We start from the raw sequence: 14,596 nt of genomic DNA, 5'->3' as shown, positions 1-14,596 counted from the left end.
TGTCATTCATCGACGTTAATTGTAGCTTATATTGTATAGTTGTCTATATCAATAGACATTAGAGGTCAAGCGATGAATAACGAAGCTGCGAATATACATGCGGAGAGGAAGCGAGTGGCGGCCCTTCTTGCCCGCGCCACCGTTCAGGAACTCGAAACCGTCTGGAACCGGCAGGATGCCAGCCCGCAGACGGAAAATGTGCGCGGGCCGGAAACCGGCCTCGTCATGGTCAAGGGTCGTATCGGCGGCGGCGGCGCACCTTTTAATCTGGGTGAAACCACCGTTACCCGGGCAACGATCAAGCTCGCATCCGGCACCGTGGGCCACGCCCATGTTCTTGGCACCGGCCGCAAAAAGGCCTGGTATGCCGCCGTTTTCGACGCCCTCTGGCAGGAAAGCCCGACGCGGGACTTCATCGAGACTGAGCTTCTTTCCCCGGTCGAAAAAAGGCTGACCGCCGAAAAACAGCGCAAGACCAAAGAAACTGCCGCCACCCGGGTCGATTTCTTCACCATGGTTCGAGGAGAGGATTGATGAGCGTCAAGGCCGAAGCACTGACCGGCGGTTTTTCTGACACCGTCTTCGATTCCCAACGGATTTTCAAAAAGCTGATGGACGGCATGGCCCGTCCGGGCACACCGCAGACCATCGAAACGGCGGTCGCCCCACCGCTACCGCTTGGCGTTGCAACAGGCGCGGTTCTGCTGGCGCTTTGCGACCATGATACGCCGGTCTGGCTGAGCGGCCCGCTGCGCAAGACCGCGGTGCCGGGCTGGATCGGATTTCACACCGGGGCTGTGGCGACGGAAGAAAAAAGCGCGGCACATTTCGCCGTCATCGAGGCGGGAAGCGCCATTGCGTCCTTCGGTCTCTTCGCTCAGGGCACCCAGGAATATCCCGACCGCTCCACAACGCTTGTCATCGAGTTGCCTGATCTGGACGGTGGACGGGAACTGCTGCTCTCCGGTCCCGGCATTCGCCACGTCAACATCATCAGCCCCACCGGCCTGCCGGACATATTCCCGAGGCTGTGGGCGGAAAACAATGCCGTTTTCCCGCGCGGCGTCGACATCATCCTGACATCCGCCGACCGATTTGTCTGCCTGCCGCGCACGACGCGCATCAAACCCGTGGAGACATAAGATGTATGTTGCTGTCAAAGGCGGAGAGACCGCCATCGCCAACGCCCACCGGCTTCTGGCCGACAAGCGGCGCGGAGACCGCGACCTGCCCGCAATGACCGTTGCGCAGATCGTTTCGCAGCTTTCTCTCGCCGTCGACCGCGTGATGGCGGAAGCGTCCCTTTATGATCAGTCGCTTGCAGCGCTTGCCGTCAAGCAGGCCCGCGGCGACATGATCGAAGCCATCTTCCTGTTGCGCGCCTACCGCACCACGCTGCCGCGTTTCGGTTATTCGGTTCCGGTGGACACTGCCGGCATGACCGTGCAGCGGCGCGTTTCCGCGACCTACAAGGATTTGCCCGGCGGACAATTGCTGGGGCCGACCTTCGACTATACCCATCGCCTGCTTGACCCCGCTCTTTTGGAAGACGAGACAGTCGAGACCGCCACCCAGCGCGAAGGCGAGCCTGATTATGTCATGCGCGTTTCCGATATTCTGGCCCAGGAAGGGTTGATCGAAAGCGACGGCGATATGCCTGATGATCATATTGCCGGCGACCTGACGCGGGAGCCGATGGAATTTCCGATGGCGCGTGACCTGCGTCTGCAATCGCTGGCGCGCGGTGATGAGGGCTTCCTTCTCGCACTCGCCTATTCGACGCAGCGCGGTTATGGCCGCACGCATCCCTTCGTCGGCGAAATACGCATCGGCGAGGTGGAGATCGAACTCAACGTGCCGGAACTCGGCTTTGCTGTCTCGCTCGGCGATATACAGGTCACCGAATGCCAGATGGTCAATCAGTTCAAGGGGTCGGCCAAGGCGCCGCCGCAATTCACCCGCGGTTACGGTCTGGTGTTCGGTCAGAGTGAACGCAAGGCGATGGCCATGTCGCTGGTCGACCGGGCGCTACGTGCGGGCGAATTCGGCGAAGATGTCGTTGCCCCCGCGCAGGATGAAGAATTCGTCATCTCACACGCCGACAATGTGCAGGCGACCGGTTTCGTCGAACATCTGAAATTGCCGCATTACGTTGATTTTCAGGCCGAACTCGGTCTGGTCAGGAAAATGCGCGCCGATTTCGAGGCGATTAACGCCGACGGCGCGGAATGGATGGGCGATGCGGCCGAATAGCTCAGCGGCTGCCCTGCTCACCAAACCAAAAGGCGCAAAAGACGGTCGATGCTGCAAAGACAGCAAAGAACACGGCTGCAAGAATTCCAATCTCCATGAGCTTGTACTCCTTTTTTCACAAGGCTAACGCGCAATGCTTAAAGAAGTTTCATTTGACGACGGGCTGGCTGCCTACAACTTCGCCTATCTTGACGAACAGACCAAGCGGATGATTCGCCGGGCGATCCTGAAAGCCATCGCCATTCCCGGTTATCAGGTTCCCTTCGCTTCCCGCGAAATGCCCATGCCCTATGGCTGGGGCACAGGAGGCGTGCAGGTGACGGCATCCATCCTCGGTCCCGACGATGTGCTGAAGGTCATCGACCAGGGCGCCGACGACACCACCAACGCGGTTTCCATCCGCGCCTTTTTCCAGAAGGTGGCGAATGTTGCCGTCACCACCCGCACCAGGGACGCGACCATCATCCAGACGCGGCACCGTATTCCGGAAGAGGAGCTGCATTCGGGCCAGGTCCTGGTCTATCAGGTTCCGATCCCTGAGCCCTTACGCTTCCTCGAACCGCGCGAAACCGAAACCCGTGTCATGCACGCGCTGGAAGAATATGGCCTGATGCACGTCAAGCTTTACGAGGACATCGCCCGCAATGGCCGCATCTCCACCACCTATGCCTACCCGGTGAAGGTTGCCGGGCGTTATGTGATGGATCCATCCCCGACCCCGAAATTCGATAATCCGAAAATGCATCTCTCGGACGCATTGCAGCTGTTCGGCGCCGGACGCGAAAAACGCATCTATGCCGTGCCGCCCTATACCGACGTCGTCAGCCTCGATTTCGAGGACCATCCGTTCGAGATCCAGCGCTTTGACAAGCCCTGCGCGCTGTGCGGCGGCGAGAATGTCTATCTGGACGAGGTGGTGCTGGACGACAAGGGCGGGCGGATGTTCGTCTGCTCCGATACCGACCATTGCGAGGACCGCCGCGCCCATGGCCACAAGGGCCATCTGCTGGCGGAAGTAAAGGAGGCTGCAGAATGAGCGACGCACCGCTTTTGAAAGTCAGGGACGTTTCCAAATATTATGGCGACCGCGCCGGTTGCCGCAACGTCTCCTTTGAGCTTTATCCCGGCGAGGTTCTGGCAATCGTCGGCGAATCCGGCTCCGGCAAAACCACGCTTCTCAACTGCATTTCCACCCGTCTCATGCCAACGGCGGGCAGTGTGGAATATCGCATGCGCGACGGCTCGGTGCGTGACCTCTATCATATGGGTGAGGCCGAACGGCGTTTCCTGATGCGGACGGACTGGGGTTTCGTGCACCAGAACCCCGCAGATGGGCTGCGCATGGCCGTTTCCGCCGGCGCCAATGTCGGCGAGCGGCTGATGGCTGTCGGCAACAGGCATTACGGCAATATCAGGCAATCGGCCAGCGAGTGGCTGGAGCGGGTGGAAATCGGCACCGACCGTATCGACGACCAGCCCCGCGCCTTCTCAGGCGGCATGCGCCAGCGCCTGCAGATCGCCCGCAACCTCGTCACCTCGCCGCGCCTCGTCTTCATGGATGAGCCGACCGGTGGCCTCGATGTCTCCGTGCAGGCGCGTCTGCTCGATCTGGTCCGCGGCCTCGTCAATGATCTCGGTCTCGCCGTTGTCGTTGTCACCCATGATCTGGCGGTCGCGCGGCTGCTGTCTCACCGCATGATGGTGATGAAGGGCGGCGATGTCATCGAACACGGCCTGACCGACCGGGTGCTGGACGACCCGCGCGAACCCTACACGCAATTGCTTGTTTCCTCTATTCTGCAGGTTTGACGCCATGACGACGCCTCTCATCGTTTCGGAAGTCTTCAAAAGCTTCACCATGCATCTTCGCGACGGCATCGAGCTGCCTGTCGTCCGCGATGTCAATTTCTCCGTCTCCAGCGGCGAATGTGTCGTGCTCGGCGGCCCTTCGGGCATTGGCAAAAGCTCTATCCTGAAAATGCTCTATGGCAATTACGCCATCGACAGCGGGCAAATTCTCATCCGCCATGAGGGTGAGGTCATCGATATCGGCAATGCCTCGCCGCGCAAGATCCTCGATATCCGCCACCGCACCATCGGTTATGTCAGCCAGTTCCTGCGCACCGTGCCGCGTGTCGCCGCCATCGACGTGGTTGCCGAGCCGCTTCTGGCGCGCAAGGTCGCCAATGAGGAGGCGCGTGAGCAGGCGGCGGCATTGCTTTCGAAGCTCAACCTGCCGCGGGAACTATGGTCGCTGCCGCCGGCGACATTTTCGGGTGGTGAGCAGCAGCGCGTCAACATCGCACGCGGTTTCATCACCGATCATGCGATCCTGCTTCTCGATGAGCCGACGGCTTCGCTCGACGCCACCAACCGGCGCGTTGTGGTGGACATGATCCGGGAGAAAAAAGAAAAAGGCACGGCGCTGCTCGGCATATTCCATGATGAGGAAGTGCGCGAAGCCGTGGCGGACCGAATTCTCGACGTCTCGCAGTTCTCTCCCCGGAAGGCAGCCGCATGAGCGTGAAAGTCGGTCTCGAACCCGTCATCCACGAAAGCGCACGTGTCACCAATTCCTCGATCGGCCGCTACACCGAAATCTCGGAACGCTGCCGCATCGAGGAAGTAGAGATGGGCGATTACTCCTATGTCATGCAGGATGGTGCGATCTGGTGCGCCACCATCGGCAAATTCGTCAATATAGCCGCCTCCGTCCGCATCAACGCCACCAATCACCCTATGCAGCGGGCGACGCTGCATCATTTCACCTATCGCGCTCACAGCTATTGGGACGACGCCGAGGATGAAACGGACTTCTTTGCCGCCCGCCGCGCCAAGCGCGTGGTGATCGGCCACGATGTCTGGATCGGCCACGGCGCAACGATCCTGCCCGGCGTCACAGTTGGGAACGGCGCGGTGATCGGGGCGGGTGCGGTCGTCTCGAAAGACGTTGCGCCCTATACCATTGTCGGCGGCGTGCCCGCACGGCTGATCCGGGAACGCTTCCCGACGGAGCTGGGCCGGAAAATGGATGATCTGAAGTGGTGGGATTGGGATCACGCAACATTGCGCGTCGCTCTTGACGATTTCCGTAACCTGGATGCCGAGGATTTCGCTGCAAAATATGGCGGGTGAAATCTCACCTCTGGCAAGGCAAGTGCAAATCCCGGGGCGAAACCCCGGGATTTTTGTCGATACACTCTAAAATGCCGGCGAATTTCAACGCCCTGACATGCCTCCCGAGAGCTTCGTCGGCGAACAGGTGGACGCCAAGCCCCGGGGAAATCTGTAATATTTTATTCATCAAACTGACATCCCCACTTCACGCACCGCTGCTACGTCGAACCCCGTCAAAAGAAGATTGGACGGGGAAATGAGCTTTCACCTGAAGCAAGTCACGCGCCGTTTCGGCAAGCACACTGCGGTCGATTCCGTTGATGTCGAGATACCGCAAGGTCAGATGGTCGGCGTGATCGGACGCTCGGGTGCGGGAAAATCGACGCTGCTGCGCATGATCAACCGCCTCGTTGATCCCTCCTCGGGTTCCATTCATTTCAACGACACGGAAGTTTCGGCGTTGAGGGGCGCGGCGCTCCGCAACTGGCAGCGCGACTGCGCCATGATCTTCCAGCAGTTCAATCTGGTGCCGCGCCTTGACGTGCTGACCAATGTCATGCTGGGCCGCCTCAACCATCGTTCGACGGCTCTCAGCCTGTTCAACATCTTCACCCATGAAGAGCGGCTGATGGCGATCGCCGCGCTGGAGCGGCTCGGCATCGAGCATGTGGCCATGCAGGCGGCGGGCACGCTTTCCGGCGGTCAGCAGCAGCGCGTCGCCATTGCGCGTGCGCTGATGCAGTCTCCGAAGATGGTTCTGGCCGATGAGCCGATCGCCTCGCTTGACCCTCTGAACGCCAAGATCGTCATGGACGCGCTGCGCGACATCAATGAGCGCGAAGGCATCACCGTCATGACCAATCTGCATACGCTGGATACGGCGCGCAATTATTGCGAACGCATCATCGGCATGTCTCAGGGCCGCGTCGTCTTCGACGGAACACCCGCCGAACTGACGGCTGCGGCCGTCACGGAGATTTACGGAACCGATTCTCAAGGCTCCGGCATCGACGAGACCATGACCTCAACCAGCATCAACATTCCCGGCGCGCAGCTTGCCGCGCGTCCGGTGCAGCAATCTGCCGGCCCCGAACCGCTCGCTCTCGCCGGGCTCTGAGGAACCGCTCAGCATCGTTTGCGCCCGCGTCAAGGGCCGATACTTCACAACAAACTCCGGCTCGCCGGGAAACAGGAGAAAGTCCATGTTGAAGAAAGTCCTTCTTTCGGCAGTCGCCCTTGGCGTTCTGGCCGGTTCCGCCATGGCTCAGGACGTCAAGGTTCTGCGCATCGGTCTCGACGGTTCCGAAAACGAAGCCGACATGATCCGCAGCACGAAATGCGTTGCCGATGGCCTGAAGGCCGCGACCGGCGTTTCCGAAGTTCAGGTTTTCCCGTCGCCGGACTATAACGGCGTCATCCAGGGCCTGCTCGGCGGCACCATCGACATCGCCTCCATGGGCGCGTCCTCCTACGCCAAGATCGCGCTCGCAGACCCCAAGGCCGTCGATCCGATCCTGACCTATACGGGTTCTGACGGTTCCAGCGGTTATTACACCATCATGGTTGCCCGCAAGGACAGCGGCATCAAGAAGCTGGCAGACGCCAAGGGCAAGAAGATCGGCTTTGCCGACCCTGACTCCACTTCCGGCTTCCTCGTTCCGAACGTCGCCATCCCGAAGGAAACCGGCACGCCGATCAAGGAATTTTTCGCTGAAACCGGCTTCGGCGGCGGCCATGAGAACCTCGTTCTCGCCGTTCTCGACAAGAAGTTCGACGTTGGCACCACCTTCGGTTCGGGCGTTGGCAAGTGGGAAGAGGGCTATTCCGGCGGCAACCTTCACCAGATGGTGAAGAAGGGCAACCTCGACATGGACGATATCGTCGAAGTCTGGAAGTCGCCGCTGATCCCGAACGGCCCGCTGATGGTCGCCAACAAGCTCGGCGACAGCATGAAGAAGAAGGTCGAAGACTTCTTCATGGAACTGCCGAAGAAGGACCTCGCCTGCTTCCAGGGTTACACGCAGGGCAAGAACACCGCCTACATCAAGGTCGATCCGTCCTTCTATCAGACGATCATCGACGCCCGTAAGTCCGTTATCGGCGGCTGATTCTCAGATCATATCCGGAAGCGGCGGTGCCTTGCGGCGCCGCCGCTTTCGCCAATAAAGGAAAAGCGGCATGGCGACCACACTGCACCATGGTACCCTCTCGCCCGAGGGATTGAGCGCATCGTCCCAGACGGTCATGCGTCACTATCAACAGCAGCTTGCGACGCGGCGGATCTATACCGTCATTTCGCTCGTGATCTTTCTCGTCATCCTCGCCGCCTCGCTGAATTTCGCCAATGCTGCCAATTCAGGCAAGTTTTTCGAGCGCCTGCCGTATTTTTTCGATTTCATGAAAACCTTTGTGCCCGACAGTCCGATGGAAATCGTCCGGGCGATGTTCGACCTGCCCTCGCCCTATGACAACGGCTCGATGAAATATAATTATATTGCGGATCGTGTTTACGTCACCGACAGTTTCTACATACCGCATTTCATCTACCAGCTGATCATTACCCTCAACATCGCACTCGTCTCGACCATCATCGGTACAGGCTTCGCCTTCGTGCTCTGCTTCTTCGCCTCCACCAACCTCGTCGGCGCCGGCCTCGTGCGCTGGGTGGTGCGCCGGGTGATGGAAGTGCTGCGCGCCTTTCCGGAAATCGTCGTTGCCGGGCTGCTCACCGCCATCCTGTCGATCGGTCCGATCGCGGCGATCATCGCGATTTCGGTCCACACGATCGGTGCGCTAGGCAAGCTCTTCTTCGAAGTGGTGGAAAATGCGGACATGAAGCCGGATGAGGGTCTGCGCGCCGCCGGCGCCAACTGGCTGGAGCGTGTGCGTTTCGCCATCGTGCCGCAGGTTCTGCCCAATTTCGTCTCCTACGCTTTGCTGCGTGCCGAAATCAACGTGCGCGCCTCCACCATTATCGGTGCGGTCGGCGGCGGTGGTATCGGCGAGGTCTTCCGGCTGTCGATCGGAAACGACCATGCGTCGAAGACCTATGCCATCATCATCCTTCTGCTGATCACCATCATCGCCGTCGACCAGTTCTCCAGCTGGCTGCGCCGCAGGCTGATCGGCCAACAATCCTTTGAATTCGGACGGGGAGCGGCCTGATGTCGTCCAGCTTCATTCTCAACACCGCCGACCGCGAAAGACTGACGGCCGCACATCCGCAAGTGTTCAACCGCAGTTTCATGCAGCGATATGGTCTGCTCGTCGGCCTTCTCGCCGTCACCGTCTATCTCATCGGCTGTTTTTTCTTTTTCAATGTCGGTCCGGCTTTCATGCAGGGCCGCTGGGATCGCGCCTCGAGCTATATTCAGGACTGGTACTCCTGGCGCGCCCAGCCGCGCCTTCGTTTCGAAGACGGCAAGGTTCAGCCGCAATGGTCGAGCCGCGGTCAATATCCCACAGATGCAAAGATCGACTGGCTGCAGCCTTTGCCGGATGGCGGCTACAGCGTCGTCTATGCGGGCTCGGACAACCGCCTCGACGTGACGACGACACGGGTGGATGTTTATGTCGACGGCAAGAGCTACCCCGTTATCATCAATGACGATGCAGCGGTCGCACCACCGGGTCTTCCCGCCGAAATCCAGCAGGACGGCAAGAAGGTCCTCGTGCATTACGGTTTTGCCGGTCAGGCCGAAATCCGCACCAGCCAGGTCTATGTGCAGCGCCGCTTCCTCGGATGGGCGAACTTCCTGTTCGACACTCAATCGGAATTCTGGGGCAAGGGTTATGGCGAACTCGCCGCTCTCGCCCTGTGGGGAGAAAGACTCGATCCCGAACGCTCCAATATCGGCCACATGGTCGATGATTTCCTCGACAACAGCGTCTGGCAACATGCGGATATTCTTTCCAAGCTGGTGCAGACACTGGTCATGGCCTTCGTCGGCACGCTGTTCGGCACAGTCGTCGCCCTGCCGCTCGCCTTTATCGCCGCACGCAACATCACCGCCAACAAGGCCGCCAACTGGGGCATGAAGCGCCTGTTCGACTTCCTTCGCTCGATAGACATGCTGATCTGGGCGCTGTTCTTCACCCGTAGTTTCGGCCCCGGACCGATCCCCGGCATTGCCGCGATCTTCTTCACCGATACCGGAGCGTTGGGCAAGGTCTATGCCGAGGCGCTGGAGAATGTCGATGACAAGCAGCGCGAGGGCGTCAAATCGGTCGGCGCATCCCCGATTGCCGTCAATCGTTTCGGTGTGCTGCCGCAGGTCCTGCCGGTCTTCATTTCGCAATCGCTGTATTTCTGGGAAAGCAACACGCGCTCCGCCACCATCATCGGTGCGGTGGGTGCGGGCGGCATTGGTCTTAAGCTGCTGGAAGCAATGGGCACCAATGCCGACTGGGACAAGGTCGCCTATATGGTTCTGCTTATTCTCCTGGTCGTTTTCCTGTTCGACCATATCTCCAATTCACTGCGTTCGCGCCTGATCGGCAAAACACAGCACTGAGCTTTGATGGGGTGGGATGACGAGAGTCGCAACGACGGTCGTCATCCCATCAGGACACTCGCACAGTCCTTATTTCTGCCAGCCGCACCGCCTCGTCATGTCCTTCTGTGTCTTCGGCGTATTCTGAAGATTTGCTGCATTTCGAATGCGCTTTTTTCCATCCGCATCATCATTCTGTCACGGAAACCGATTACCTCGCACTCCTGACCTTGCGGGAAGCGGGCGAGTCACGCCAAATAGCTTCTCATCCCTGGTTTCCCATGACACTGAAGAGTGCTTGCCGTGCGCTACGCCATCTATTTTTCTCCGGCTAAAGATCATCCGTTGACCGAGGCAGCGTCACGATGGCTGGGCCGCAATGCATTTTCCGGCACATTGCATGACGACCACGACGACTATGCCGATATGACGGAGGAGCCTCGCCGCTACGGTTTCCACGCGACCCTGAAGGCTCCTTTCGAACTTGCCGAAAAATACAGCGAAGCGGAACTACTTTCGGCCTTTGAAGATTTCGCAGCCAGCCAGTCCGTCTTCGAGATTCCGCGGGTCGTTGTCGGTGCGCTAGGGCCTTTTTACGCACTGGTCCCGGACCGCATCTATCAACCGCTGCAGGATTTTGCCGCCGAGATCGTCGACCATTTCGACCGGTTTCGTGCACCCCTCTCGGAGACCGATATTGCCCGTCGGCGGCCACAGATGCTGACGGAAAGCCAGCGGCAAAATCTGTCGCTCTGGGGTTATCCGCATGTCATGGACGATTTCCGTTTTCACATGACGCTGACCGGCCGCATCGATGAAACCGAACAGCCCGCCATGCAAGAGGTGCTTTCGGCGCGATTTTCCGAATTCGTTGACAAGCCTCTCACCATTTCCGGCCTCGCCTTGTTCATTGAAGAAACGCGCGGCGCACCCTTTACCGTTCATAGCTGGCACCCCCTTGGCCAGCCACCAAAGAAAGATGCGAACCCATGACCGAGCACGCCCTTTCCAATGCCCGTATCGTTCTGGAAGACGATATTATTCTGGGATCCGTCCTGATCCGCGACGGCAAGATTGCCGATATCAGCGAGGGCGCTTCCAAAACCGGTGAAGACCTTGAAGGTGACTTTCTGATCCCCGGTCTGGTGGAACTGCATACCGACCATCTGGAACAGCATTATTCGCCGCGTCCCGGCGTGATCTGGGACAAGATCGCCGCCATTCAGGCGCATGACGCGCAGGTGGCCGCCTCCGGCATCACCACCGTGTTCGACTGCCTGCGGCTTGGTTCGGATGAGGATGGCGGCTTCCAGAAGGGCGAAATGCGGGAAATGGCTGACGCCATCGAGGCGGCAGCGGATCAGAACCGCCTGCGCGCAGACCACCTGCTGCATCTGCGCTGCGAAGTGGCCTCCGCCGATGTGCTCGAACATTTCGAAGACTTTGAAACGGATCCGCGCGTGCGGCTGATTTCGCTGATGGACCACTCCCCGGGTCAGCGCCAGTTCCAGTCCATGGATCAGTATATCTTCTATTATCAAAAGAAGCGCGGATTGAGCGACGAGGCCTTCGCCGAATTCGTGCGTCGCCGGCAGGCTGCATCGGCGGAATATTCCACCAAGCACCGCGATTATCTGGCCGCCCGCTGCGCCGAGCGTGGCATCACCGTTGCGAGCCATGACGACGCCACCGAAGCGCATGTGGGCGAAGCGATCGGCCACGGCGTGAAGCTGGCGGAATTCCCGACCAGCGTCGAAGCCGCAAAAGCCTCGCACAGCGCCGGCATGAGCGTGCTGATGGGTGCGCCGAACATCGTCCGTGGCAAGTCCCATTCCGGCAATATCGCCGCCCGCGATCTCGCCGAGATCGGCGTGCTGGATGTTCTTTCTTCCGACTACGTGCCGTTCAGCCTGCTCTTCGCACCGTTCCTGCTTGCCGACCAGGTGGAAGCCATCAGCCTGCCGGAAGCGCTGCGCATGGTCACCGCCACGCCCGCCCGGACGGTTGGCCTTGTTGATCGCGGTCGTATTGCGACGGGATTGCGGGCCGATCTGGTCCGCGTTCACCGTGAAGATGGCGTGCCGGTCGCCCGTTCCGTCTGGCGTCAGGGCAAGCGCGTGGCATGACCGACGATGGGCAGGATAACCGACGCGAACAATCGCCCGGTACGATGATCGTGGTTGTCGGCCCGAGCGGGGCCGGCAAGGACACACTGATGGATTTTGCGGCGACCCAGCTTTCCGGCCGGCCGGGTTTCCACTTTACGCGTCGCGTCATAACCCGCAGCGGCGACGCGGGCGGTGAAAATCACAACGCCGTTTCGATGCACGAATTCAACCGCCTGAAAGATGCAGGCGCATTCGCAGTTTCCTGGGAGGCGCATGGGCTGAAATACGGAATCCCGGTTGCCGTCTATCATCATCTCGACGCGGGAGACGTGGTCATCGCCAACGGCTCACGTTCCGCCCTGCCCCATTTCGGCACCGCCTTTTCCCGTCTCAAGGTCGTGAACATCGTCGCACAGCCGGACGTGCTGGCAAGGCGGCTGGAGCAGCGTGGGCGGGAAAGCCGGCAAGATATTCTCCGGCGGCTGGAACGCAGCTCTCTGACGGTCGTCGGGGACTTCGACGTGACGACTGTCGATAATAGCGGCGCAATCGAAGATGCCGGCACAACCATCATGCAGCTATTGGAGCAAAGTCTCGGCTCCAGCCGTACTTAGAATCCCGCAGCCGGGCTGCTCGACAAACGCTGTCTCAGGGCTTACCATCAGGCGACAATTTCCAAACATGGTGCGCCAAGGCGAGGGATGCCTGAAAAGAGGGTCAGTGACGAGATAAGTGTGGTGGCCGGCCTGGCTGCCGGCGTCAGCAATTATGCCCGGTCAAGGGGCATCGATATCGCTCCCATCTGCAAAGCTCTTGATATTGATCCCGCCACATTCAGCAGCCTGACGGAACGCATCAGCCTCGATAGATTTTCCCGTCTGCTCGAAACCTGCGCACTGATTTCCGGCGATGACGCCTTCGGTTTGCAATGCGCCTCCACCTTTCCAGCGGGTGCATCCGGCGCGTTCGGATATGGGCTGATCAGCGCGCCGACGGTACGGGCGTTCCTGCGTTTTCTTCAGGACCATGTTTATTACGCCACCAATAACAGCAATTTCACCATGGTAACGGATGCCACGCAGGTAACCCTGTCGTGGTCCTTCTCACCGGTGATTGCCAAACGCGATCAATATGTGGATTTGTCGCTCGCCGTCCTGGTACAGCGCCTCCGTGATATTCTCGGAGATCGCATCAATCAGATCGAGATCGGTCTGGAGCGGCCGAAACCGAATAATATTCAGCTATTTAAAGAAAGAATGACCAGACGCGTCAGTTTTTCCCAGCCGATCCATACCATGCGTCTTCCGGTATCACTTCTCGATGTGGTCAATCCGAATGCGGATGAGCGGCTGTTCGAGCTGATGAATCTGCAATGCCGCATGTTGCGACCGGAAACATCGGCGGATGCGACCCATTTCATCGATCAGGTGAAGCGTTATATGCAGATGCGGCTCTCTGATGCCGAGCTTTCGCTCGGCGAGATCGCTCCCTATTTCAACCTGTCGGAGCGGAGTTTTCAACGGCGGCTCGCTGAGCTCGGCACCAATCTCAACGAGATAAAGGATGCCATTCGCAAAAACGCCGGTTATAAACTCCTCGTGGAAAGCGATCTTCCGGTATCCGACATCAGTTACAGACTTGGCTATTCGACGCCAGGTGCGTTTTCGCGTTCCGTTTCCCGCTGGTTCGGGGCGACACCCACGGACATTCGCAAGAAACACGCGCATCATTCCGCCGGATAATACATGTTGACGGCATCAATATTTCGGAATGAGGCATTTAATTTAAGAAATATGTCGCCTATCATCGCAACATGTGCCGAACCATAACAATAAAATGAAAAACTTGGCGCGCGATGTTATTCTATCGATGCAGCGCATCGTCTATTAGAGCGCCGCATATCCTTAGGGTGTGACGAAAAACATTCCAGAGCCTTGAAGTTGCCTTCGCGCCGAACCGATTATGGTCTCCGGCGATATCGGTGTCGCAATTCCCTTCAATGCCCAGAATAGAGCGTCTACGCCGGGATCGGCTGGCTGCGAAGGCGGCCTTTTACTGCATAATTCCCGATGCCGGATGAAACCTATTGGCGAAACTAACGTTTCTGTTCGCGTGTAGACAGAGCGGTTAGCGAGCTGGTTTCGGGGAGTGAATCATTGCCTGATCGCGCCCCCGGGAAGGTCAATCTCTTTTGAGGCTGAAAGAAAATGTCTTCAAATACGCCGCATAAACATCGCCAGACACGCGGAATCATCCTTTCGGAACTCGAGCGGCAATATCTCGGGCTGGTCGCGAGAGGCAAGCATCCCTCCCACGTCGCGTTGATTACAGGTGCGGACGAAGCAGACGTGAAGGATACTCTTGAACGCGTGCGCCAAAGGCTGGGCGCGGCCAATCTGCTTAACGCTGTCAGCATAGCACTGCTGCGCGGCTTGATCGAACAGGACGCATAACCGCCACCTGCACAATCCAGGCTTACGTGAAACGTCCCCTCCCGTAAGCTGAAAACCGAATGAGCGGCTTTCTGCGTCAAAATCCTTCCATATCAATGGCGGGATGGCGGACCAAAAGCGGGCTGGACATGATGTCCCGCCCTATCGACGCAGATGCAAAGCAGCCATTTAC

General features: G+C 58.9%; 16 protein-coding genes. All 16 read left to right on the top strand.

The genetic code is table 11. The features are described from left to right. Positions 1 to 72 precede the first annotated feature (72 nt). On the top strand, positions 73 to 534 hold the full coding sequence (gene phnG, locus CFB10_RS07465) for a phosphonate C-P lyase system protein PhnG (RefSeq protein ID WP_020011201.1): 462 nt from the start codon (positions 73 to 75) through the stop codon (positions 532 to 534). Further along, positions 534 to 1,142, top strand: a complete 609-nt coding sequence (gene phnH, locus CFB10_RS07460; protein ID WP_020011202.1) for a phosphonate C-P lyase system protein PhnH — start codon at positions 534 to 536, stop codon at positions 1,140 to 1,142. The genes phnG and phnH overlap by 1 nt, the downstream gene beginning before the upstream one ends. 1 nt (position 1,143) lies before the next feature. Further along, the gene (locus CFB10_RS07455; protein ID WP_020011203.1) at positions 1,144 to 2,253 is read left to right on the top strand and encodes a carbon-phosphorus lyase complex subunit PhnI; all 1,110 of its coding nucleotides are present in this window, start codon (positions 1,144 to 1,146) and stop codon (positions 2,251 to 2,253) included. A gap of 133 nt (positions 2,254 to 2,386) precedes the next feature. Further along, the gene (locus CFB10_RS07450) at positions 2,387 to 3,289 is read left to right on the top strand and encodes an alpha-D-ribose 1-methylphosphonate 5-phosphate C-P-lyase PhnJ (RefSeq protein ID WP_020011204.1); all 903 of its coding nucleotides are present in this window, start codon (positions 2,387 to 2,389) and stop codon (positions 3,287 to 3,289) included. Then, on the top strand, positions 3,286 to 4,062 hold the full coding sequence (gene phnK, locus CFB10_RS07445) for a phosphonate C-P lyase system protein PhnK (protein WP_003524419.1): 777 nt from the start codon (positions 3,286 to 3,288) through the stop codon (positions 4,060 to 4,062). Before CFB10_RS07450 ends, phnK begins: the two co-directional genes overlap by 4 nt. A gap of 4 nt (positions 4,063 to 4,066) precedes the next feature. Next, positions 4,067 to 4,774 carry a phosphonate C-P lyase system protein PhnL gene (gene phnL / locus CFB10_RS07440; RefSeq protein ID WP_020011205.1) on the top strand — a complete coding sequence of 236 codons (708 nt, stop codon included), beginning with the start codon at positions 4,067 to 4,069 and terminating at the stop codon, positions 4,772 to 4,774. After that, positions 4,771 to 5,388 (top strand): DapH/DapD/GlmU-related protein, encoded by a 618-nt coding sequence (locus tag CFB10_RS07435; protein ID WP_020011206.1) that lies wholly within the window; start codon positions 4,771 to 4,773, stop codon positions 5,386 to 5,388. Before phnL ends, CFB10_RS07435 begins: the two co-directional genes overlap by 4 nt. Positions 5,389 to 5,626: 238 nt before the next feature. After that, positions 5,627 to 6,487: a phosphonate ABC transporter ATP-binding protein gene (gene phnC, locus CFB10_RS07430; RefSeq protein ID WP_020011207.1), complete on the top strand. Its 861-nt coding sequence runs from the start codon at positions 5,627 to 5,629 to the stop codon at positions 6,485 to 6,487. A gap of 85 nt (positions 6,488 to 6,572) precedes the next feature. Next, on the top strand, positions 6,573 to 7,478 hold the full coding sequence (phnD, locus tag CFB10_RS07425; protein WP_003524413.1) for a phosphonate ABC transporter substrate-binding protein: 906 nt from the start codon (positions 6,573 to 6,575) through the stop codon (positions 7,476 to 7,478). 70 nt (positions 7,479 to 7,548) lie between these two features. Further along, positions 7,549 to 8,535, top strand: a complete 987-nt coding sequence (phnE, locus tag CFB10_RS07420) for a phosphonate ABC transporter, permease protein PhnE (RefSeq protein WP_026363831.1) — start codon at positions 7,549 to 7,551, stop codon at positions 8,533 to 8,535. Then, positions 8,535 to 9,884 carry a phosphonate ABC transporter, permease protein PhnE gene (phnE, locus tag CFB10_RS07415; protein ID WP_020011211.1) on the top strand — a complete coding sequence of 450 codons (1,350 nt, stop codon included), beginning with the start codon at positions 8,535 to 8,537 and terminating at the stop codon, positions 9,882 to 9,884. The genes phnE (CFB10_RS07420) and phnE (CFB10_RS07415) overlap by 1 nt, the downstream gene beginning before the upstream one ends. Positions 9,885 to 10,157: 273 nt before the next feature. Next, positions 10,158 to 10,856: a DUF1045 domain-containing protein gene (locus tag CFB10_RS07410; RefSeq protein ID WP_020011212.1), complete on the top strand. Its 699-nt coding sequence runs from the start codon at positions 10,158 to 10,160 to the stop codon at positions 10,854 to 10,856. Then, positions 10,853 to 11,989 (top strand): alpha-D-ribose 1-methylphosphonate 5-triphosphate diphosphatase, encoded by a 1,137-nt coding sequence (locus CFB10_RS07405; RefSeq protein WP_020011213.1) that lies wholly within the window; start codon positions 10,853 to 10,855, stop codon positions 11,987 to 11,989. Before CFB10_RS07410 ends, CFB10_RS07405 begins: the two co-directional genes overlap by 4 nt. Next, complete coding sequence (gene phnN, locus CFB10_RS07400) at positions 11,986 to 12,585, top strand: phosphonate metabolism protein/1,5-bisphosphokinase (PRPP-forming) PhnN (protein ID WP_020011214.1); 600 nt, start codon at positions 11,986 to 11,988, stop codon at positions 12,583 to 12,585. The genes CFB10_RS07405 and phnN overlap by 4 nt, the downstream gene beginning before the upstream one ends. A gap of 87 nt (positions 12,586 to 12,672) precedes the next feature. After that, the gene (locus tag CFB10_RS07395; RefSeq protein ID WP_020011215.1) at positions 12,673 to 13,713 is read left to right on the top strand and encodes an AraC family transcriptional regulator; all 1,041 of its coding nucleotides are present in this window, start codon (positions 12,673 to 12,675) and stop codon (positions 13,711 to 13,713) included. Between the two features lie 465 nt (positions 13,714 to 14,178). Further along, on the top strand, positions 14,179 to 14,424 hold the full coding sequence (locus CFB10_RS07390; RefSeq protein WP_020011216.1) for a transcriptional regulator: 246 nt from the start codon (positions 14,179 to 14,181) through the stop codon (positions 14,422 to 14,424). The last annotated feature ends 172 nt before the right edge of the window (positions 14,425 to 14,596 follow it).

Source organism: Agrobacterium sp. 719_389 (assembly GCF_900188475.1).
Classification (GTDB): domain Bacteria; phylum Pseudomonadota; class Alphaproteobacteria; order Rhizobiales; family Rhizobiaceae; genus Agrobacterium; species Agrobacterium radiobacter.
Note: the sequence above shows the minus strand (reverse complement) of the source record. Positions and strands in the feature narration are given on the sequence as shown.